We start from the raw sequence: 20465 nt of genomic DNA on the forward strand, positions 1-20465 counted from the left end.
GGATCAAGTGTGCCGGAGCGTGGATCAGCGAAGCATCAGCCGCGCCGCTCGCCGTTCTGCGTCCTCTGCCATCCCCCATCGGCGCGCTGGACCGCTCCGTCGAGCTCGAGCAGCCCGAGCAACGCACTCACTCTCTCCGGGGCGAGTCCCGACCTTCGAGAAACTTCGAGAACGGCCCGCGCCGCACGAGTGCTCATGGCGTCGAGCACACGGGACTGGTCCGGGTCTGTTCCTCTTCCGGGAGATGTCTCTGGCCGCCCGCCGGCCCAGAGCTCGCGTATCTCGGCCGTCGTGGTGACGCAACGCGCGTCGTACTCTCGCAGGAGCCGATGACAGCCGGCCGACGATGCGGATGTCACCGGCCCGGGCACTGCGCCGAGTGGTCGCCCGAGTGCAGCTGCGTGCCCTGCCGTGTTCAACGACCCGCTTCGCCAGCCGGCCTCGACCACGACCGTCGCGTCGCTCACCGCGGCGATGAGTCGGTTGCGCGACAGGAATCGCCACTTCGTCGGAGCCGTGCCGCAGGGCACCTCGCTCGCCACGGCGCCGGTCTCGACGATTCGGCGTAGAAGCTGCTGATGTCCCATGGGATACGCCCGATCGACTCCGCCCGCGAGGAAGGCGACGGTCCTTCCGCCGACCCCGAGCGCGGCGCGGTGAGCTGCACCGTCGATGCCGTACGCTCCCCCGGACACGACGACCGCACCCTCGGCGGCCAGCTCGCCTGCGAAGTCGCCGGCGAGCATCTCACCGTATCCGCTCGATGCCCGGGCACCGACGATCGCGACTCTGGGCGCCGCGCTCAGCAGCATCGGATCTCCGCGCACCCAGAGCAGCGTCGGCGCGTGCACCCCGAGATCGTCGAGAGAACTCGGCCAGAGGGTATCTCCAGGGAGCAGCAGCCGGGCTCCGACATCCCGACCCCCACGGAGCGCGTCGACCACGCTGCGCCTCTCGGCGCGGATCGTCCACCGAGCCCGCCCGTCGACGAGAGCCCGACCGCCGATCTCCGAGGTCGCCGCATTCTCTCGGCCCAATGCGAACCGGAGTGCGTCTGAGGGGCCGAGCTGCTCGATGAGGGTCCCGGCCACGCCATCGCCCGGCTCGGCGAGCACCGACCACGACACCCGGGCGAGGGCGTCCTCCACGTCACCAGGCGGCCGGACCTCTTCCAGCAGCGCCCGCACCGCAGCGTCGCCTGCGAGTGATTCGATCATGATGCGTATCCCCTCTTGAGAAACAGCGCCTGGCCCACCTCGTCGCGTCCTGGCCTGTCGGCTCCCGCAAGATCCGCAATGGTCCACGCGAGCCGCAGGACTCTGTCGTATCCGCGCAGAGTGAGCGTTCCCCGCTCAAGAGCCCGGTCGAGCGGCGCTCTCGCCTCACCGGAGATCTGCAGATCGAGTTGTCTCAGCCGAGATCCGGGCACCTGACCGTTGCGAAGCCATGGTGTCCCGCGCCACCGTGCGGCTGCTCGCTCACGCGCCTCGATGACCATCGCTCGCGCGATCTCACTCGTCATGCCGGTGCGGTCTCCGCGCATCGCCTGGGAGGCGGACACCCGGGAGACATGCAGCTCCACATCTATGCGGTCGCGCAGCGGACCCGAGAGCCGCGTCGAGTACCGCCGGATCGCCAGAGACGGGCACGTGCACTCCGCCCCACGCACTCCATAGTTGCCGCACGGGCAGGGATTGAGCGCCAGGAGCAGCTGAAAACTCGCGGGAAAGTGCGCCGTGACGCCCGATCGGCTCACTTCGATGACACCTGACTCGAGCGGTTGCCGCAGTGCGTCGAGCGCGACTCTCGAGAACTCGGCCGCTTCGTCCAAGAAGAGCACGCCTCTGTGCGCTCGAGAGATCGCCCCCGGGCGAACAGACCTCGATCCACCTCCGACGAGGGCTGCGACGGAAGCGCTGTGGTGCGGCGACTCCAGCGGAGGCATGACATCGAGACTCCGCACAGACTCCCCCGCGAGCGAGCGGATCGAGGCCACCTCGAGCGCTTCATCTTCGGTGAGGCTGGGCAGAATGCCCGGCAGCCTTCGTGCGAGCATCGTCTTGCCTGCCCCCGGCGGGCCACTGAGCAGCATGTGATGGCCACCCGCCGCGGCGACGATCAAGGCGCGCACGGCGTCCTCCTGCCCCACCACATCAGCGAGGTCGAGCTCCTCCGGGCGCTCGCGCGCGACCGCTGCCGACGCGACCGGATCGGTATCGAGCACGTCGACCTCGGCGCCATGCCAGACAGCCACCTGCGAAAGGCTCGCCGCGGGCCGCACCTCTATGCCGGGCACGAGCCTGGCCTCTGCCTCATTGCCCCAGGGGACTATCACGGTGTCGAACCCTGCACGGGCGGCAGCGAACACGGACGGCAGCACCCCAGGTACTGGCCGGAGTCGACCGTCGAGCCCGAGCTCACCGAGGTGCACCACGCGTGCGATGGACCGGCTCGACAACGCTCCCCCGGCTGCGAGAGAAGCGACGGCGATGCTGAGATCGAAGCCTGCGCCCTGCTTCGGCAGGCTCGCGGGCGAGAGGTTGACCGTCAGCCGACGACGGGGAAGGGCGAGAGAGGTGTTCTTGCACGCGTTGTGCACACGCTGAACCGCTTCCCCGAGAGATTTGTCGGGAAGCCCGATGATCTTGAACTCGGGCGTCTGGTTCGAGATGTCCGCTTCCACCTCGACCATGTGCCCATCCACCCCCGTGAGCGCGACCGCCCAGGTGCGCGCAGTCTTCACGACACGTCCACGAGGTGCTCGAGGGTACTGTGCTGTGGATCTGTGCCGATGATCCCGATCGCCTCGATCCGGATCCTGAGCCCATCGGCCTGGTCGGGATGATCGGACGCCCAGGCATACGCGAGCTGCCAGAGCCGGCGGATCTTGCGGGCGTCCACCGCTTCGAATGGGTGCCCGTGAGAGATCGTCCTTCTCGTCTTGACCTCGACGACCGCGAGATGGCGTCCGCGGCGCGCGACGATGTCGATCTCGCCCTGCGCACATCGCCAATTGCGGTCGAGCACCTGGTATCCGATGCCATTCAGGTACCGGACCGCTTGTTCTTCGCCGGATCTACCGAGTTCGTCTTTCGCTGCCATGCTGACAGCCTGTCGATCGACCTCGACGCGCAGCGCCCCGAGGGGGTCGACGAGCCGAGACCCTTGGAGAACCCGTCAGAAGCCCGGGCGGTGCAGAAGATGTCACTCCCCGTCGAGCGACAACTCCTGGGGCAGTTCGAACTCGCGGCGCTGCAGCTCTTCGACGTTGACGTCCTTGAAGGTCAGCACCCGCACAGCCTTCACGAAGCGGTCGGCGCGATAGATGTCCCACACCCACACATCGCTCATCGAGATCTCGAAGTAGAAGTCGTGCTCGGTGTCGCGGCGTACGACATTCACCTCATTGGCGAGGTAGAACCGCCGCTCGGTCTCGACCACATACTGGAACTGTGCGACGACGTCGCGGTATTCGCGGAACAGCGCGAGCTCGAGTTCGCGGTCGTAGTCGTCGAAGGCTTCCTCATCCATGATCCCTCCATCCTAGAGTCGGCGGCACTTCGATGCCGCACGCAGACTCAGAACAGAGTCGGGACATCTGCGATCGCCCAGGACGACCGGTGGTGCGGGGAGAGCCCGAGGCTCCTGATCGCGTCGCGGTGCTCGAGGCTCGCATATCCCTTGTTCCTGTCCCACTGATAGGCGGGGTGACCTTCGTGGAGCTCGGCCATGTACGTGTCGCGGGCGACCTTCGCGATCACCGATGCCGCCGAGACCGACGCGCAGTCACGGTCGCCCTTGACCACCGGCCGGACGCGCAGGGGAACCGGGTGCACGGGCGACACGTAGTCGTGATTGCCGTCGAGCAGCACGAGCGCTCCATCGAGGACGACGCCCGAGTCGACAACACTCTGCACGGCGCGAGACGCCGCGAGCCCGAGGGCACGCATGATGCCCACCTCATCGACTTCGGCCGCACTCGCCCAGCCGACTCCCGACGCCTGCACCCACACCGCGGCCCTCGCGGCGACATCAGGTCGTCGTCTCTCGGTGACGAGCTTCGAATCCCGCAGTCCTTCCGGGACACGGCGGCGCGCACCGGCTGCATCCATCACGGCGGCTCCGACCGCCACGGGGCCGGCAAGCGCGCCGCGTCCGACCTCGTCGAGGGAGATGATGAGATCGCACTCGCTCAGCAGCCTGCGCTCCAGAGTGAGCTTCGGAGCGACGACCGTCATTCCGAGTCCGGGACGCCGTTGAAGCTGTCGTGATGACCGTCGATCGTGCCCATCCGGTCGAACGGCCATGTGGTGAAGAACGCCTTGCCCACGACGTTCTCGATCGGCACGAAGCCACCGCTCGGAAGATCCTGGTGCGCTCGGGAGTCCCGCGAACGGTCACGGTTGTCTCCCAGCAGCCACAGGGATCCCTCCGGGACGACCACGTCGAAGGGATCGTTGGACGCCGCCGTGTCGCCGTCCGGCAGGTTCAGGTAGCTGAGCTCGTCGATCGGCGCGCCGTTGACCGTGATCTGACCCAGCGCGTTGCAGCACACGACGTGGTCGCCGGGCAGCCCGATCACTCGCTTGACGAGGTGATCCTGAGAGTCTGTGGCCGAGATGCCGATGACGTTCAGCATCCAGTCGAAGGCCTCGATGAGCGGAGGCTGAGCCGGGGTCTGCGGCTGACCGTCGAGCCATCCGCCCGGATCCTTGAAGACCACGACGTCGCCGCGTTCGTAGGCGGTCCACCGGGGAGTCAGCTCATCGACGAGGATGCGATCTTTGACCATGAGGGTGCGTTCCATCGAGGCAGACGGAATGTAGAAGGAGCGGACGACGAAAGTCTTCACGACGAACGAGACGAGCGCGGCGATGACCACGATCACCAGGACATCTCGCAGGAACACCAGGAACCCGCGACGCCGCTTCGTCGGTGGAGTGGACGCGGCGGCGGAGTCAGTCGTCATGAGGGGTTCCTTCACAGTCTCGCACCGCACTGAGACGGCATCATCAAGGGTCGCACACCCCGGGGAGAACACAGCACCCCGGGACATCGTGTCCCGGGGTGCTGTGGAGAACCTGCGCGTCAGTTGTCGCGCTTCTCCTTGATCTTCGCCTTCTTGCCCCGCAGCTGGCGGAGGTAGTAGAGCTTCGCGCGACGCACGTCACCGCGGGTGACGACCTCGATGTGGTCGATCACCGGGGAGTGCACCGGGAACGTACGCTCGACGCCCACCTGGAAGCTGATCTTGCGAACGGTGAAGGTCTCGCGCACACCGTCGCCCTGGCGGCCGATGACGACGCCCTTGAAGACCTGGATACGCGAGCGGGTGCCCTCGGTGATGTTCACGTGCACGTTGACCGTGTCACCGGGGTTGAAGACGGGAACGTCTGAACGCAGCGAAGCTGCGTCGACGGCGTCGAGGATCTGCATGATCGTCTCTCTCTGCACTCGCCTCAGGTCGGTTGCATGATGTAAGTAGGAACAAGAAGAGGTGTGTGCTGAACGGAGCCGAAGCATCCGTGGGCTCCCCTGAGGCAGAACCGGTCACGGCACAAACACTCATTCTGCCATGGATGCTGCGCACGGCCAAAACGCCGCGTGCTATTCCGTCAGTCCCGAGAATCCTTCTCTCGCACCACGATCACTTCGTGCACGCGGGTCTGAGGCGCGGGCTCGTCGACGCCGGGCACCGACGACCAGGCGATGGTCTCGCGTATCCGCGCTCCGCTTCCCTTCGCCTCGTTCCACAGCTGCCAGAGCTGCAGCCAGACGAGGCCGATGCCGACCACCACCGCTGCCGCGAGCAGCCAGCCGAACGCGCCGTCGATGAAACAGCCGACCGCGATCGTCAATCCGTGCCAGAGCGTGAAGCCACCCACATCCCACCAGGAGACCGCTCGTTCGACCCGCACCGACGGACGGGATCGGGTCAGGAGGGTGAGAAGGAGCTGACCGACGAAGACCGACGGCACAGCGATGAACAGCACCCACAGGATCGCCCATCCGCCCTGGAACACGCCCCACCCGACCAGCAGCCAGAGCGGCAGCAGGAACGCGGCCGGAATCAGCCACCGGAAGAACGCCTGACGCAACCACATGTCACAAATGGTACGACGAGGAGCTCGGCATCGTCCCGGTGTTCGCTGTGAGCGCGCGATCTCCGCGCGCACGCCTGCGTCCGGGAGATCGGGGAGAATGGAGGGGACGAGAGGACACCCGATGATCGAACTGCGCACCCCTGCCGAGATCGACGAGATGCGCGCCGCCGGTCGCTTCGTGGCTGAGACACTGGCAACCCTGCGCGACGAGACGAAGGTCGGCACGAATCTGCTGTCGATCGATCGTCGCGCGCACGATCTGATCCGCAAGGCTGGAGCGGAGTCGTGCTACATCGACTACCACCCGTCCTTCGGCGCCAGCCCGTTCGGCAAGGTGATCTGCACGTCGATCAACGACGCGGTGCTCCACGGACTCCCCCATGACTACGCGCTTCGCGACGGCGACCTGGTCTCGCTGGACTTCGCGGTGTCTGTCGACGGCTGGGTGGCGGACTCTGCCCTCTCGTTCGTCGTGGGCAGTCCGCGCGAGGAAGACCTTCGCATCATCGACACGACGGAGCGCGCGCTCGACGCGGCGATCGGCGCTGCGGTCGTCGGCAACCGGATCGGCGACATCTCGGCGGCCATCGCTGCGGTGTCGCACGGCGAGGGCTACTCGATCAACACCGATTTCGGCGGGCACGGTGTGGGGCGCATCATGCACGGCGACCCCCACGTTCCCAACGACGGTCGGGCCGGGCGCGGATTCCCGCTGCGCGAGGGCCTGGTGTTCGCCCTCGAGCCGTGGCTGCTCGAGACCACCGACGAACTCGTCACCGACCCGGACGGCTGGACCCTCCGGAGCGTCGACGGATCGAGGGGCGCTCATTCGGAGCACACCGTCGCAGTGACCGCCGATGGTCCGGTCATCCTCACCGACAGATCGTTCCTCGGCGTCCGCTGACACTCACCGCTCTGCTCGGCGACTTCATGCGCGGCGATAGACGAACACATCCGTGACGATCGGCAGGTCGTACTCGTCATGGCCCCGTGTCTCGGGGTCTGAATCCAGTATCGCCTCGATGGCGTCGAACATCTGGGCGCGCGCGACCTCGTCGGCGACGAGGAACGTGCTCACGGTCGACCAGCGACGGAGGTACGCGTCCCGTCGAATCCGCTCCGTCGAGTGAAGCTGCTCACGACGCACGAAGTCGAAGCCGGGAAGCTCATCCGCCGCTGCGCTCGTGGTCGCGTCTGAGTCCCCGAGCGCAGGGTGCGCGATCCGGTGAGCAGCTCGATCCCACGCACACGACGGATCGAAGCGATTCCAGAGGAGTCCGAGCGCTCCCGACGGAGCGAGCACTCGCGCGATCTCCGAGCACGCGGCATCCCGATCGAACCAGTGGAAGGCCTGCGCGACCGTGACGACGTCTGCGGCGCCGGACCCCACCGGTATGCGCTCGGCGCTGCCAGCATGCGCCTCGACCCCCGGCAGCTTCGATCGCAGGATCGCGAGCATCGGCTCCGACGGCTCGACGGCGATGACCCGCTGTGCTCGTCCCACGAGCAGTTCGGTGAACTTGCCGCTGCCGGCGCCGAGATCGAGGACTGTGCGCACCGCGTGGGGCATCACGACGTCGGCTGCAGCTGGCGGGAAACCTGGGCGGTAGCGGTCGTAGTCCGCGCCGGTGAGGGTGAAGGATCTCGCCAGCACGTCGTCGACCATGCCGTGACGCTATCAGACGACGGCGGGATGACCCGGCCCGGGACGGTGAGGCTGTGCCATCCTGAGTGCATGATTCCGGAGGATCGTCATGTGCCTGATCATCTGTTCCTGGTTCGGCACGGACAGACCCGATGGAATCTCGAGCGCCGGCTGCAAGGACAGCTCGACTCACCCCTGACCGAAGACGGCGTCAGACAGGCGCAGAGCGTTGCCGAGCGCGTGGCCGATCGTGGGATCACGACCGTCTGCTCGAGCCCGCTCGGCCGCGCACGACAAACGGCGGTGATCATCGCGGACCGGATCGACGCAGAACTCATCGAGGTGCCGGAGCTCGCCGATCTCGATCATGGCGAGATGGCAGGACTGACCTGGGATGAGATCGATCAGCGATTCCCCACGGCGCGCGAGGACAGGGCTGCTAACAGGTACGGCTGGGCTTTTCCGGGCGGCGAGAGCTATGCCCAGGCCAGAGGACGGGCCCGCAGGGCGCTTTCATCGTGCGGCTGGGCTTCGAGGGGTCTCCCTCTGCTGGTCAGTCACGAGATGTTCGGCCGGCTGCTCCGCGCAGACCTCCGGGGGCTGGACGGCGTCTCCGCGTTGTCGCTGAGACACCCGCAGGATGTGGTGTTCGAGATCGATCGAGGGACCGAACGTATGCTCTAGCGCTGATCGTCCGGCAGCAGATCCGGGCGGCGGCGGCGCGTGCGCTCGATCTGCTGATCGCGACGCCACGCGGCGATCACGGCATGATTGCCGCTCAACAGCACCTCGGGCACGGCCCGGTCTCGCCACACTGACGGCTTCGTGTACGACGGATACTCCAGGAGCCCGTCTTCGTGGGACTCCTCGACCAGGCTCGCCGGATTTCCCACGACGCCGGGGATCAGGCGACCGATCGCCTCGATCATCGCCATGGTCGCGACTTCTCCACCGTTGAGGACGTAGTCGCCGAGGCTGATGAGTCGCACTTCGCCGAGCGACGCCGCGTATTCGAACACCCGCTCATCGATGCCCTCATAGCGACCGCATCCGAAGATCACGTGCTCGCGAGTGCTGAGATCGCGTGCCGTGGCCTGGGTGAACACCTCGCCCGCGGGCGAGGGGAAGATGATCGTCGGCGGCCGGCCGTCGGCGGAAGGAGCCGTCGAAGCCAGTTCATCGAGCGCGAGCCCCCAGGGCTCGGGCTTCATCACCATTCCCGCTCCGCCGCCGTACGGGGTGTCGTCCACGGTGCGGTGGCGGTCAGAGGTCCAGTCCCGCAGATCTCGGACGCGCAGGTCGAGGATGCCGGCGCTCTGCGCCTTCCCGAGCAGGGAGAGCGTCAGACCGTCGAAGTAGGACGGGAAGATGGAGAGGACGTCGATGCGCACGGGCAGACCCTACCCGTGGTCACTCGGTGGCGTCGGCGTCCGAGGACTCCGCCGCCTCCGTCGCTTCGGAAGCGTCGGGAAGCTCTTCGAAGAGCCCGGCGGGCGGCGTGACGATGACGCGTCCGGCGCTGACGTCGACCGTCGGAACGATCGCTTCGACGAAAGGCACCATGATGTCCTGGTCGCCTGACCTGACGATGAGCAGATCCTGTGCCGGGAAGTGCTCGATTCGAACGACCTTGCCGACCACGACTCCGTCGCGGACGACGTCGAGACCAGTGAGCTGGTGATCGAACCACGCGTTGTCTTCGACCTCGTCGTTGTCCTGATCGATCCACAGGATCGCTCGGACGAGGGTCTCAGCGCCTTCACGGTCGTCGACGTCCTTGAAGAAGACGACGGGGTTGCCGTTCATGACGCGATACTCGCGCACGACGACCGTCTTCCCGTGCCACGGAGATGCCTCCGGCACCTGCAACGTGAACTCGGCGCCGGTCGTGAAACGCCGCTCGGGATTGTCGGTGTAGAGCTCCAGCTTGAGAGCACCCTTGAGGCCATGGGCCTTGACGAGGCGCCCGACGCGCAGCTGGTTCTTGCCCTGGTTGCGGTCTGTCGACACCACGTCAGTCATCCGCGACATCGACACGGACACGACGCCCGTCCGCTAGAGCGGAGATGAGCGTACGCAGTGCCTTCGCGGTGCGGCCGCCGCGCCCGATCACACGTCCACGGTCGTCGGGGTGCACGCGCACCTCGAGGAGATCGCCTCTCGGCGAGGTGGAAGCGTTGATGCGGACATCCTCAGGGTGATCGACGATCCCCTTGACGATGTGTTCGAGCGCGGCGGCGAGCACGACGGATTACTCGGAGTCGGCGGCGGGAGCCTCAGCGGCCTCCGCGTCGGCCTTGGCGGGAGCCTCCTCAGCGGGAGCCTCTGCCTTCTTCTCGACCTTGGGCTTCACGACGGACTTCTTGGAAGCGTCGATCTCGAACGGAACCTTGGGCTCCTTGACCTTGAGCGTGGACTTCGCGTCCTTGTCGCCCTTGAACTTGCCCCAGTCGCCCGTGATCTTGAGCAGCGCTGCGACCTGCTCGGTCGGCTGAGCGCCGACGGACAGCCAGTACTGCGCACGGTCGGAGTCGATCTCGATGAACGAGGGCTCCTCGGTGGGGTGGTACTTGCCGATCTCTTCGATCACGCGACCATCGCGCTTGGTCTTCGAGTCGGCGACGACGATGCGGTAGTACGGCGCACGGATCTTGCCCAGGCGCTTGAGACGAATCTTGACAGCCACGATTCTCCTGAATTGTGTGGAAGTTGACGAACCGATCGCCTGGAGAGTGGGGTGCACACCCGGCGGAAGCTCAAATAGGGAGGACGAGTGCTGGATAGAGGGTCGAGCACGTCGTCCGACCTTCTATTCTGCCAGATCCGCGGCCAAGGAGCGAAACGGGGCGACACGGCGGTTGCCGTGTCGCCGACACCGCATGTCAGACTGTGGTCGTGAAGCTCGATTTCGCGTCATCGGCCCGGTCCACCGTAGGCCTCGAATGGGAGATCATGCTCGCCGATCCGGTGAGCGGTGATCTCGTCGGCCGCGCCCCCGAGCTGCTGTCGGCGCTCGAGCACGAGAGCGCCGACGAACGTCATACCGTGACGGGTGAACTGCTCACCAACACCATCGAGGTCACGAGCGGCATCGGCGATTCGGTGGCGCATGCGGTCGATGACATCGCCAACGCGATAGCGGCCGTGCGCTCGGCGACGGATCCGGCCGGTGTCGAACTGCTCTCTGCAGGCAGTCATCCGTTCGCGCAGTGGTACCAGCAGGAAGTGACGGACAAGACCCGGTATCACACCCTGATCGAGCGCACCCAGTGGTGGGGGCGCAACATGATGATCTGGGGAATCCACGTCCACATCGGCGTGGAGGACCAGCGCAAGGTCATCCCCATCATCAATGCCCTCGCGGCATACCTCCCGCACCTGCAGGCCCTCTCAGCGTCGAGTCCGTTCTGGGCGGGTGAACGCACGGGGTACGCATCCAACCGCGCCCTCGTCTTCCAGCAGCTGCCCACTGCCGGACTCCCCTGGCCGCTGAACGACTGGTCGGACTACGAGGCCTATCTCGACGACATGGTGCGCACCGGCGTGATGGCGGATGCCACCGAGGTGCGCTGGGACATCCGGCCGGCCCCGCGGTGGGGAACGATCGAGGTCCGGGCCTGCGACGGACTCTCCACACTGCCGGAGCTGGCAGCGGTGGCCGCCCTCGTGCAGGTTCTGGTGGAGCATCTATCGCGGCAGCTCGACGAGGGCCGCACTCTCGCACATATGCCGGCGTGGTATCACCGCGAGAACAAGTGGCGCGCGGCGCGCTACGGTCTGGACGCCCGAGTGATCGTGGACTCGGCGGGAACCCAGCGCCCCGTGCGGGAGCATCTGTCCGAGGTGCTCGAAGAGCTCGCACCGGTCGCAGTCGAACTCGGCTGCGTGCGCGAATTCGGCAGCATCGAGACGATACTCGAGAGCGGCGCGAGCTACGAACGGCAGCTGACGATCGCCAACGCGACAGGTGGTGACCTGGGGGCGGTCGTGCAGCACCTGATCCGGGAGTTCCGCTCAGGCCCCGAATCTTCGACCGACGAGCCGTAAGGGTCAGTCCTCCACGAGTCGGCGCGCCAGCCCTTCGTCGAGAACCACGTCCGTGATGAGGTCGGCGGCGATCGCCGCGCGGAGGCTTGCGAGTTTGGGCACTCCCGATACGACGCAGACCCTCCTCGGCACCCGCCGCAGTCTGTCGAGGCCAGGGCCGGTAGCGCGAGCGTTCACACGGATGTCCCTCCATGATCCGTCGGCGCGGAAGAAGACCGTTGCCACGTCGCCGATCGCGTGGTCCTCGCGGAGGCTCCGATAGTCATCGCGCCCGAGGTAGCCCCCGACGTAGACACGGCTGGGCACCTCCGCAGCGGGAGAGCCGAGGCTGAAGACCGCGATGTCCATCTTCGACTGCAGATCGAGCACTCGCCGCGTGCTTCGCTCGCGCCACATCGCCTCGCGCGTCGAAGGGTCGTCGAAGAATGCCGGCACGGGAAACTGCTGCACTTGCGCGCCGAACGCGCTGCCGAATCGCTGCAGGATGTCGCTCGAATACTCGACGCCACTCGTCTGCGTGTTTCCCGCACCGTTCAACTGCACGAACGTCGTGTTGTGCGTCTCCTTCTGAGTGAGCCCCCGGCTCACTGCACTGATCGTCGATCCCCACGCGACGCCGACGATCATGTTGGAGTCGACGAACTGCGACAGCAGCCGCCCCGCTGTCAGAGCCACACGCTCGAGGCGCTCGACCTCGCTGACGATCTCGGGGATGGGTACGACGTGCGCGACCAGTCGGTGTCTGTCTCTGATGCGCTGCTCCAGCATCCCCAGACGCTCCAGAGGAGAGTTGATGCGGATGTCGACGAGTCCGCTCTCGCGCGCGAAGCTCAGAAGACGGGAGACCGACGATCGCGAAGTCTTCAGCTCCTTCGCGATCACCTCCATGGTCTTGTCCTGCATGTAGTAGAGCTGCGCGGCGGTGAGCGCGGCGATCAGCTTTGAATCGCGTGATCCCGCGTCCGACTGGCCCATGACGACCTCCTCGCGTCGATCTTTGCACATATGTGCAGCGGGCTTGCGCATGGTGGTCGATCGGGTCGAAGCTGGGAACACGCACAGAGAAGGGTCGAAGATGATCGAGTCGACACACTCATCACCGGAACGCGCCGAAGTCCGCGCCGTCCGTGAGTCCGGACGCACGAGCGTCCTTGTCATCGGAGCCGGGATCAACGGGATCTCCGCTTTCCGTGACCTCGCACTTCAGGGCGTCGACGTCCTGCTCGTCGAACGGGGAGACTTCGCCTCCGGGGCCTCCGCGGCCTCGAGCCACATGATCCACGGCGGCATCCGCTACCTCGAGAACGGCGAGTTCCGGCTCGTCCGCGAGTCCGTCGAGGAACGGAACGGTCTGCTCAAGATCGCGCCTCACTATGTGAAGCCGCTCGAGACCACGATCCCGATCTACTCCACCTTCTCGGGGATCCTCTCCGCTCCCCTGCGTTTCCTCACGCACAAGAGCGGCAAGCCGCAGGAGCGCGGCGCGTTCCTCATCAAGGTCGGGCTCACGATCTACGACACGTTCTCGCGCGACGGGGGCATGGTCCCTCGTCACCGTTTCCTGGGCCGCAAGCGCTCGCTCGCCGAGCTGCCCTCGCTCGACCCGAACATCAAGTACACGGCGACCTACTACGACGCCTCCATGCACGATCCGGAGCGTCTGGCGCTCGACGTCCTTCAGGACGGTCGCGCCGCGCATCCGGGCGCCGTGGCACTGAACTACATCGAGGCGATCGCCCGCGACGGAGAGAAGGTCGTCCTCCGCGATCGCGAGAGCGGCACGGAGTTCTCCGTCACGGCAGACGTGGTCGTGAACGCCTCCGGGCCCTGGACGGATCTCACCAATGACGCGCTCGGCAACGAAACGCGCTTCATGGGAGGGACCAAGGGGTCTCACATCGTTCTCGATCACCCGGAGCTGCTCGAGGCGACGCGTGGACGCGAGATCTTCTTCGAGCACTCCGACGGGCGCATCGTGCTGATCTACCCGCTCAAGGGCCGCGTGCTCGTCGGAACGACCGACATCGACGCGGATCCGCGCGAGCCGGCGGTGTGCACGGAGGAGGAGATCGACTACTTCTTCGACCTCATCCACCACGTGTTCCCGAAGATCGACGTGACACGCGAGCAGATCGTCTTCAACTTCTCGGGCATCCGTCCGCTTCCTCGCCACGAGGACACCGCACCGGGGTTCGTGTCCCGTGACTACCGCATCGAGGTGGACGAGAAGGGCGCTGCTCCTCTGGTGAGCCTCGTCGGCGGCAAGTGGACGACGTTCCGTGCACTCGGCGAGTCTCTGTCCGACGTGGTGCTCGATCTCATCGGCCGCACTCGCACGGTCTCGACCGCCGGACGAGCCATCGGCGGAGGTCGCGACTTCCCGCGCACCGAGAAGGCCCGTCGCATCTGGATCCAGGAGAACCTGCCGGGCGCCGGTGACCGCGCCGAGCGCCTCCTCGCCCGGTACGGAACACGTGCGGCACAGGTCTGGGAGTTCATCGAGCAGGGTGACGACGCTCCTCTCGCCGGCGATGACCTCTCCACTCGTGAGCTCGCCTGGATGGTGGAGAACGAGATGGTGGCGCGCCTGCAGGACGTCGTGATGCGACGCACCAGCATCGCATTCACCGGCCACGCCGATGCGGATGTGCTCGAAGAGCTTGCCGCAGCCCTGGCTCCTCTGCTCCACTGGGACCGTGCACGTCAGGATGCCGAGCTCGACCAGACGCGTACGATGCTGAACGATCGACATGGACTCCAGATCTCGTCCCGCGCACGCGGCTGACGAGAGATCCGAACGCCGCCCTCCACGCGGCGTAAATCCCAACAAGTGCCAGAGCTATGGGGCTCTGGCACTCAAGAAAGGTCAATGAAGACATGACTGAAGTGAATCTCGGTCTCTACTTCCTCTCGGAGTTCGTCGGCACCGCGATGCTGATCCTCCTCGGATGCGGTGTCGTCGCCAACGTCGCTCTTGCCAAGAACAAGGGCTTCGGCGGCGGCTTCCTGATGGTCAACTGGGGATGGGGCCTCGCGGTCTTCGTGGGTGTCCTCGTCTCGGCGTACTCCGGCGCCATCCTCAACCCGGCGGTCGGCATCGGCCTTCTCGTCGCGGGCAAGATCGACTTCTCGCAGTTCGCGGTGGCGACCGGAGCCGAGCTTCTCGGTGCGATCGTCGGTGCGATCCTCACCTGGCTCGCTTACAAGCAGCACTTCGACGAGGAGCCCGACCCGGCCAACAAGCTCGGCGTCTTCTCGACCGGCCCCGCCATCCGCTCCTACGGATGGAACCTCGTCACCGAGGTCATCGGCACGTTCGTCCTGGTGTTCGCGATCTTCGCGTTCGCTGACTACGGCGACATCGAGATCGGCGTCCCCGGCGGCCTCGGCCCGCTCAGCGCCCTTCCGGTCGCACTCGTCGTGGTCGCCATCGGTGCGTCGCTCGGTGGCCCCACCGGTTACGCGATCAACCCTGCACGTGACCTCGGACCTCGTATAGCCCACGCGATCCTGCCGATCAAGGGCAAGGGCTCGAGCGACTGGTCGTACTCGTGGGTCCCGGTCGTCGGTCCGCTGATCGGTGGCGTCCTCGCTGCCGTCGCAGCGCCCGTTCTGCTCAACCTCGCCTGAACCCGAACCTGACTTCAAAGGAGAACACAATGGCCGACTACATCATCGCCATCGATCAGGGCACCACCTCCAGCCGCGCGATCATCTTCGACAAGAAGGGCAGCATCGTCGCGACCGGTCAGAAGGAGCACGAGCAGATCCTCCCCAAGGCCGGCTGGGTCGAGCACGACCCTGCCGAGATCTGGCGCAACGTGCAGGAGGTCATCGGCCTCGCGCTGAGCCGCGGCGACCTGACACGTCACGACATCGCCGCCGTGGGAATCACCAACCAGCGTGAGACCGCAGTGGTCTGGGACAAGACGACCGGAAAGGCCGTCTACAACGCGATCGTCTGGCAGGACACCCGCACGCAGGAGATCGTCGACCGTCTCGCGGCCGACGGTGGCGTCGAGCGGTTCAAGCCCGTCGTGGGCCTGCCTCTCGCCACCTACTTCTCGGGCACCAAGATCGCCTGGATCCTCGAGAACGTCGACGGTGCGCGCGAGAAGGCCGAGGCGGGCGACCTCGTCTTCGGCACGACCGACAGCTGGGTGCTGTGGAACCTCACGGGCGGCGTCGACGGCGGTGTGCATGTCACCGATGTCACCAACGCCTCCCGCACGATGTTCATGGATCTCGAGACGCTCGAGTGGCGCGACGACATCCTCGAGGCGTTCGGCGTGCCGCGCTCGATGATGCCGGAGATCCGCTCCTCCTCCGAGGTCTACGGTGCGGCCGAGGACTCGTCGCTGCTGCGCGAGACGCCGATCTCCGGCATCCTGGGCGACCAGCAGGCCGCTACGTTCGGCCAGGCCGCGTTCAACCAGGGCGAGAGCAAGAACACCTACGGCACCGGATGCTTCCTCATCTTCAACACGGGCGAGGAGATCGTCCACTCGAAGAACGGACTGCTCACCACCGTCGGCTACAAGCTCGGCGACGGACCGACCCACTACGCTCTCGAGGGCTCGATCGCCGTCACCGGATCGCTGATCCAGTGGCTCCGTGACCAGCTCGGGATCATCGGCTCGGCCCCCGAGGTCGAAGAGCTCGCCAAGCAGGTCGACGACAACGGCGGCGTGTACATCGTCCCCGCGTTCTCCGGTCTGTTCGCGCCGTACTGGCGTCCGGACGCCCGCGGTGCGATCGTCGGCCTCACCCGCTACGCGAACAAGAACCACATCGCCCGCGCAGCGCTCGAAGCCGTCGCATTCCAGACCCGCGACGTTCTCGACGCGGTCAACGCGGATGCCGGTGTCGACCTCACCGAACTCAAGGTCGATGGGGGCATGGTCGCGAACGATGCGCTCATGCAGTTCCAGGCCGACGTGCTCGGCGTGCCCGTCGTGCGCCCGGTCGTCGCCGAGACCACCGCGCTGGGTGCCGCGTACGCCGCCGGTCTGGCCGTCGGCTTCTGGAACGGTCTCGACGACCTCTCCGCAAACTGGCAGGAAGACCGTCGCTGGGAGCCGTCGATGGAAGACGGCGAGCGCGACCGCCAGCTGCGCCTGTGGCGCAAGGCCGTCAGCAAGTCGATGGACTGGGTCGACGAGGACGTGAAGTGACCTCAGGATCCTGAGGAGGCGGGCCCGGAGGATTCCTCCGGGCCCGTTTCGTCTTCTCCCCCGGATGTCACCGAAGCGATGACATCGAGAAACGCAGTGGCGACGGCCCGCGGTGCTTTCGCGTCCCAGGCGACATGTTCGACGCGCACCGGTCCGCCGATGATCTCCGCAGCGACTGCGTCGGACGATGTGGCGGCGATGACACCCGGCGCCAACAGTGTGATCGCGAGCCCGGCCGACACGAGTCCGAGAATGAGCTCCGCGGAGTCCGCTTCGAACGACACATCGCGTGGCACGCCGGACGACGCGAACGCCGCGTCACTCTGCGCGCGCCCCGACGTGCCCGCAGGGAAGTCCGCGAAGACCTCTCCGGCGAGCTCTTCCAGCGAGAGATCTGTGCGGCGCGCGAATCGATGAGTCGAAGGTACGGCGGCGACCAGGCTCTCGCGCGCGAGCTCTCTCGACGCGACACCGCTGGGGCTTACCTCGTCGCGCAGACCGAGCAGTGCGACGTCGAGCTCCCCTCGACGGACGCCGGCGACCAGGGCATCGCTGTTGCCCATGATGAGGTGCACCCGCGCCTCGGGGTGCGCCCTTCTGAATCGGGCTATCACGTGCGGAACAGAGACCGCGGTGACGGTCGGGATCACCCCGAGACGAAGGGTGCCGACCACTCGCCCAGCGGCCTGCGCTGCGGCTTCGCGTGCGTGATCCGCTGCAGCGACCGCGATTCTCGCGTGAGCGACGAATGCGTCCCCCGCCTCCGTCGTCCTCACGCTGCGGCTCGAGCGCACGAACAGGCGCTGCCCGAGTTCACGTTCCAGCGCGGCGATCTGATGACTGAGCGCTGATTGAGTGACGAAGCAGCGTTCCGCCGCGCGGGTGAAACTCGACGACGACGCCACCTCGACGACGTATCTCAGCTGCTGCAGGTCCATGCTTACATGATCCATGTTCATGAGTTACATGCCAAACATGCGTTGGACTCATGGCTGCGCTTGGATCAGGCTGACACACATGAACCGGCTCACCATGTTGCTTCTCACCTCGCTGGCGCCTCTCTCCTGGGGCACGACCTACATCGTGACGACCGAGCTGCTACCCGCCGATCATCCGCTGCTGGCCGGCCTTCTCCGGTCGCTGCCCGCGGGTCTCGTGGCGCTCGCGATAGGCCGCACTCTGCCTCCGCACGGTTGGTGGCTGAAGTCGCTGGCTCTCGGCATCCTCAACATCGGCGCCTTCTTCCCGCTGCTGTTCCTGGCCGCCGAGCGATTGCCGGGCGGCGTCGCCGCGGCCGTCGCCGGAGTGCAGCCGCTGATCGTCCTGGGCTTGGGCGCACTGGTACTCCGCGACAGGATCCGCCCTCTCACTGCTACCGCAGCCGCGGTCGGTGCCGCCGGTGTCGCTCTCGTGGTTCTGGGGCCGGCCGCGGAGCTCGACATCGCAGGGATCATCGCGGCGGTCGGGGGCGTCAGCGCGACCGCTCTCGGGATGATCCTCACCAAGCGCTGGGGCCGCCCGTCCGGCGTCGGGCCGGTCGCATACGCGGGCTGGCAGCTGACGGCGGGCGGGTTGTTCCTGCTGCCTCTCGCGCTCGCGTTCGAGGGGCTCCCTCCGTCGATCGACGGCCGTGCAGTGCTCGGCTACCTCTGGCTGGGTACCGTCGGCGGTCTGATCGCGTACACGCTCTGGTTCCGCGGCATCCAGGAGCTGCCCGTCATAGCCCCCGGACTGCTCGCTCTGCTCTCCCCCGTCATTGCGACGATACTGGGCACGCTCCTCGCCGGAGAGACGTTCACGCCGGTTCAGGCCGTCGGAATGTCCCTCGTGCTGGGCGCGCTCGTCACCGGACAGCTTGCAGCGCTGTGGAGGCCACGAAGGGGCTTCACACCGTCGACCGAGGAGACTCTCACGGCGACCCGCCCGTGAAGAACGTCAGCTCTTGCCGAAGAGCTTCTGGATCTCTGCGAGATCTGCTTCGCTCGGCGCCTTGGCGCCACCGAGACCGAAACCCGAGCCTGTCGGCGTGGAGGCCGAGGTGAGACCCGCATTCTCCGCAGCACGCTTCGCGGGGTTGCCCGAGCGGGATCCGCCCGAGGACTTGCCCTTCTTGCCGCGCTTCGACGACGCACCCGGCTTGCCCATACCGGGCATGGAGCCCATTCCGGGGATGTTCGGGGTGCCGCCGCGGGCGACGGTCTTCATCATCTTGGCTGCCTGATCGAAGCGCTGCACGAGCTGGTTGACGTCCGTGACGGTCATTCCCGAACCACGCGCGATGCGCAGACGACGCGAACCGTTGAGCACCTTGGGGTTGCGACGCTCGCCCGGTGTCATCGAACGGATGATCGCCTCGGTGCGGTCGATCTCGCGCTCGTCGAAGTCCTCGAGCTGCTGCTTCATCTGGCCCATGCCGGGAAGCATCCCCAGCATCTTCTTCATCGAGCCCATCTTCTTCATCTGCTGAAGCTGGTCGAGGAAGTCTTCGAGGGTGAACTGCTCGGTCGCGAGCTTCTCGGCCATCTTGACGGCCTCTTCCTCGTCGAAGGCCTGCTGAGCCTGCTCGATGAGGGTGAGGATGTCGCCGAGATCGAGGATCCGGCTGGCCATGCGATCGGGGTGGAAGGGCTCGAGGTCTTCGAGGCGCTCACCGGTCGAGGCGAAGATGATCGGGCGACCGGTCACGGATGCGACGGAGAGCGCTGCACCACCGCGGGCGTCGCCGTCGAGCTTCGAGAGGACGACGCCTGTGAAATCGACGCCTTCCTGGAACGCGCGAGCAGTGTTCACCGCGTCCTGACCGATCATGGCGTCGATCACGAAGAGCACCTCGTCGGGGTCGGTCGCCTTGCGGATGTCGGACGCCTGCTTCATGAGTTCCGCGTCGACACCGAGGCGACCCGCGGTGTCGATGATGACGACGTCATGCTGGTGGCGGCGCGCATGCTCCACGCCGTCGCGCGACACCTTGACCGGGTCGCCCACGCCGTTTCCGGGCTCCGGGGCGTAGACCGTCGCGCCGGCCTGCTCGGCCACGACCTGGAGCTGGTTGACGGCATTCGGACGCTGCAGGTCGGCCGCGACGAGAAGGGGCGTGTGCCCCTCGCCCTCGAGCTGCTTCGCCAGTTTGCCGGCGAAGGTCGTCTTGCCGGAGCCCTGGAGCCCCGCGAGCATGATGACGGTCGGCGCGGTCTTGGCGAACTGCAGACGACGCTGCTCTCCGCCGAGGATCTGCACGAGCTCTTCGTTGACGATCTGCACGACCTGCTGCGCGGGGTTCAGCGCCTTGCTGACCTCGTCGCCGAGCGCTCGCTCGCGGACCTTCGCGGTGAACTCCTTCACGACGGTCAGCGCGACGTCGGCGTCGAGCAGTGCACGACGGATCTCGCGCACGGTGCCGTCGACGTCGGCCGCAGTGAGCTTTCCCTTCGTGCGAAGGTTGCGGAAGGTCTCGGTGAGCCGATCGGAGAGCGTGCCAAAGGTAGCCATGGTGAG

Annotated in this window: 23 protein-coding genes; 7 read left to right on the top strand and 16 right to left on the bottom strand. The window is 66.5% G+C overall.

The window, feature by feature from the left end; genetic code table 11:
* Positions 1 to 35: 35 nt before the first annotated feature.
* The 8 genes from dprA to ACIP5T_RS03520 all read right to left on the bottom strand — a co-directional run bounded on the left by dprA (position 36) and on the right by ACIP5T_RS03520 (position 6104).
* Positions 36 to 1217, bottom strand: a complete 1182-nt coding sequence (gene dprA / locus ACIP5T_RS03485) for a DNA-processing protein DprA (RefSeq protein ID WP_400860613.1) — start codon at positions 1215 to 1217, stop codon at positions 36 to 38.
* Positions 1214 to 2743 (bottom strand): YifB family Mg chelatase-like AAA ATPase, encoded by a 1530-nt coding sequence (locus tag ACIP5T_RS03490; protein ID WP_400860615.1) that lies wholly within the window; start codon positions 2741 to 2743, stop codon positions 1214 to 1216. The genes dprA and ACIP5T_RS03490 overlap by 4 nt, the downstream gene beginning before the upstream one ends.
* Positions 2740 to 3102, bottom strand: coding sequence for a YraN family protein (locus ACIP5T_RS03495; RefSeq protein WP_400860616.1), 363 nt, complete (start codon positions 3100 to 3102; stop codon positions 2740 to 2742). The genes ACIP5T_RS03490 and ACIP5T_RS03495 overlap by 4 nt, the downstream gene beginning before the upstream one ends.
* A 102-nt stretch (positions 3103 to 3204) precedes the next feature.
* A complete protein-coding gene (locus tag ACIP5T_RS03500) occupies positions 3205 to 3531 on the bottom strand; it encodes a DUF2469 family protein (protein ID WP_042541663.1) in 327 nt (108 codons plus the stop codon).
* Positions 3532 to 3578: 47 nt separating this feature from the next.
* Positions 3579 to 4238 (bottom strand): ribonuclease HII, encoded by a 660-nt coding sequence (locus ACIP5T_RS03505; RefSeq protein ID WP_400860618.1) that lies wholly within the window; start codon positions 4236 to 4238, stop codon positions 3579 to 3581.
* The gene (lepB, locus tag ACIP5T_RS03510; RefSeq protein WP_400860620.1) at positions 4235 to 4969 is read right to left on the bottom strand and encodes a signal peptidase I; all 735 of its coding nucleotides are present in this window, start codon (positions 4967 to 4969) and stop codon (positions 4235 to 4237) included. Before lepB ends, ACIP5T_RS03505 begins: the two co-directional genes overlap by 4 nt.
* Before the next feature lie 119 nt (positions 4970 to 5088).
* On the bottom strand, positions 5089 to 5436 hold the full coding sequence (rplS, locus tag ACIP5T_RS03515; RefSeq protein ID WP_042542128.1) for a 50S ribosomal protein L19: 348 nt from the start codon (positions 5434 to 5436) through the stop codon (positions 5089 to 5091).
* 179 nt (positions 5437 to 5615) lie between these two features.
* Complete coding sequence (locus ACIP5T_RS03520; protein ID WP_400860622.1) at positions 5616 to 6104, bottom strand: MFS transporter permease; 489 nt, start codon at positions 6102 to 6104, stop codon at positions 5616 to 5618.
* Between the two features lie 121 nt (positions 6105 to 6225).
* On the opposite strand from ACIP5T_RS03520, the gene map reads away from it, so the two are divergent.
* Positions 6226 to 7008, top strand: a complete 783-nt coding sequence (gene map / locus ACIP5T_RS03525; RefSeq protein WP_400860623.1) for a type I methionyl aminopeptidase — start codon at positions 6226 to 6228, stop codon at positions 7006 to 7008.
* Positions 7009 to 7032: 24 nt separating this feature from the next.
* Here map and ACIP5T_RS03530 read toward each other — a convergent pair whose 3' ends face one another.
* On the bottom strand, positions 7033 to 7770 hold the full coding sequence (locus tag ACIP5T_RS03530; RefSeq protein WP_400860624.1) for a class I SAM-dependent methyltransferase: 738 nt from the start codon (positions 7768 to 7770) through the stop codon (positions 7033 to 7035).
* A 90-nt stretch (positions 7771 to 7860) separates the two neighbouring features.
* Between ACIP5T_RS03530 and ACIP5T_RS03535 the strand changes: the two genes are divergently transcribed.
* Positions 7861 to 8433 (top strand): histidine phosphatase family protein, encoded by a 573-nt coding sequence (locus ACIP5T_RS03535; protein ID WP_400860626.1) that lies wholly within the window; start codon positions 7861 to 7863, stop codon positions 8431 to 8433.
* On the opposite strand, the gene trmD is transcribed toward ACIP5T_RS03535, so the two are convergent.
* The 4 genes from trmD to rpsP are packed head-to-tail and all read right to left on the bottom strand — an operon-like array spanning position 8430 to position 10435.
* Complete coding sequence (trmD, locus tag ACIP5T_RS03540; RefSeq protein WP_400860627.1) at positions 8430 to 9140, bottom strand: tRNA (guanosine(37)-N1)-methyltransferase TrmD; 711 nt, start codon at positions 9138 to 9140, stop codon at positions 8430 to 8432. The genes ACIP5T_RS03535 and trmD overlap by 4 nt on opposite strands.
* Before the next feature lie 19 nt (positions 9141 to 9159).
* Positions 9160 to 9771 carry a ribosome maturation factor RimM gene (rimM, locus tag ACIP5T_RS03545; protein ID WP_400860629.1) on the bottom strand — a complete coding sequence of 204 codons (612 nt, stop codon included), beginning with the start codon at positions 9769 to 9771 and terminating at the stop codon, positions 9160 to 9162.
* The gene (locus ACIP5T_RS03550; protein WP_042541671.1) at positions 9764 to 9994 is read right to left on the bottom strand and encodes an RNA-binding protein; all 231 of its coding nucleotides are present in this window, start codon (positions 9992 to 9994) and stop codon (positions 9764 to 9766) included. Before ACIP5T_RS03550 ends, rimM begins: the two co-directional genes overlap by 8 nt.
* 6 nt (positions 9995 to 10000) lie before the next feature.
* Positions 10001 to 10435: a 30S ribosomal protein S16 gene (gene rpsP, locus ACIP5T_RS03555; RefSeq protein WP_400860631.1), complete on the bottom strand. Its 435-nt coding sequence runs from the start codon at positions 10433 to 10435 to the stop codon at positions 10001 to 10003.
* A gap of 209 nt (positions 10436 to 10644) precedes the next feature.
* Between rpsP and ACIP5T_RS03560 the strand changes: the two genes are divergently transcribed.
* Positions 10645 to 11796, top strand: coding sequence for a glutamate--cysteine ligase (locus ACIP5T_RS03560; protein ID WP_400860633.1), 1152 nt, complete (start codon positions 10645 to 10647; stop codon positions 11794 to 11796).
* Between the two features lie 3 nt (positions 11797 to 11799).
* Here the strand turns inward: ACIP5T_RS03560 and ACIP5T_RS03565 are convergent, their stop codons facing one another.
* On the bottom strand, positions 11800 to 12771 hold the full coding sequence (locus tag ACIP5T_RS03565) for a sugar-binding transcriptional regulator (protein WP_400860634.1): 972 nt from the start codon (positions 12769 to 12771) through the stop codon (positions 11800 to 11802).
* Between the two features lie 100 nt (positions 12772 to 12871).
* Between ACIP5T_RS03565 and ACIP5T_RS03570 the strand changes: the two genes are divergently transcribed.
* The 3 genes from ACIP5T_RS03570 (at position 12872) to glpK (ending at position 16970) form a co-directional block, all read left to right on the top strand.
* On the top strand, positions 12872 to 14581 hold the full coding sequence (locus tag ACIP5T_RS03570; RefSeq protein ID WP_400860636.1) for an FAD-dependent oxidoreductase: 1710 nt from the start codon (positions 12872 to 12874) through the stop codon (positions 14579 to 14581).
* Positions 14582 to 14673: 92 nt separating this feature from the next.
* A complete protein-coding gene (locus ACIP5T_RS03575; RefSeq protein ID WP_400860638.1) occupies positions 14674 to 15426 on the top strand; it encodes an MIP/aquaporin family protein in 753 nt (250 codons plus the stop codon).
* Between the two features lie 29 nt (positions 15427 to 15455).
* Positions 15456 to 16970, top strand: a complete 1515-nt coding sequence (glpK, locus tag ACIP5T_RS03580; protein WP_400860640.1) for a glycerol kinase GlpK — start codon at positions 15456 to 15458, stop codon at positions 16968 to 16970.
* 2 nt (positions 16971 to 16972) lie between these two features.
* Here glpK and ACIP5T_RS03585 read toward each other — a convergent pair whose 3' ends face one another.
* Positions 16973 to 17908 carry a LysR family transcriptional regulator gene (locus ACIP5T_RS03585; RefSeq protein ID WP_400860642.1) on the bottom strand — a complete coding sequence of 312 codons (936 nt, stop codon included), beginning with the start codon at positions 17906 to 17908 and terminating at the stop codon, positions 16973 to 16975.
* A 79-nt stretch (positions 17909 to 17987) separates the two neighbouring features.
* On the opposite strand from ACIP5T_RS03585, the gene ACIP5T_RS03590 reads away from it, so the two are divergent.
* A complete protein-coding gene (locus ACIP5T_RS03590; protein ID WP_400860643.1) occupies positions 17988 to 18899 on the top strand; it encodes an EamA family transporter in 912 nt (303 codons plus the stop codon).
* Positions 18900 to 18905: 6 nt separating this feature from the next.
* Here the strand turns inward: ACIP5T_RS03590 and ffh are convergent, their stop codons facing one another.
* Positions 18906 to 20459 (bottom strand): signal recognition particle protein, encoded by a 1554-nt coding sequence (gene ffh / locus ACIP5T_RS03595; protein ID WP_400860645.1) that lies wholly within the window; start codon positions 20457 to 20459, stop codon positions 18906 to 18908.
* Positions 20460 to 20465: the final 6 nt, after the last annotated feature.

Source organism: Microbacterium sp. NPDC088619 (genome assembly GCF_044752825.1).
Classification (GTDB): domain Bacteria; phylum Actinomycetota; class Actinomycetes; order Actinomycetales; family Microbacteriaceae; genus Microbacterium.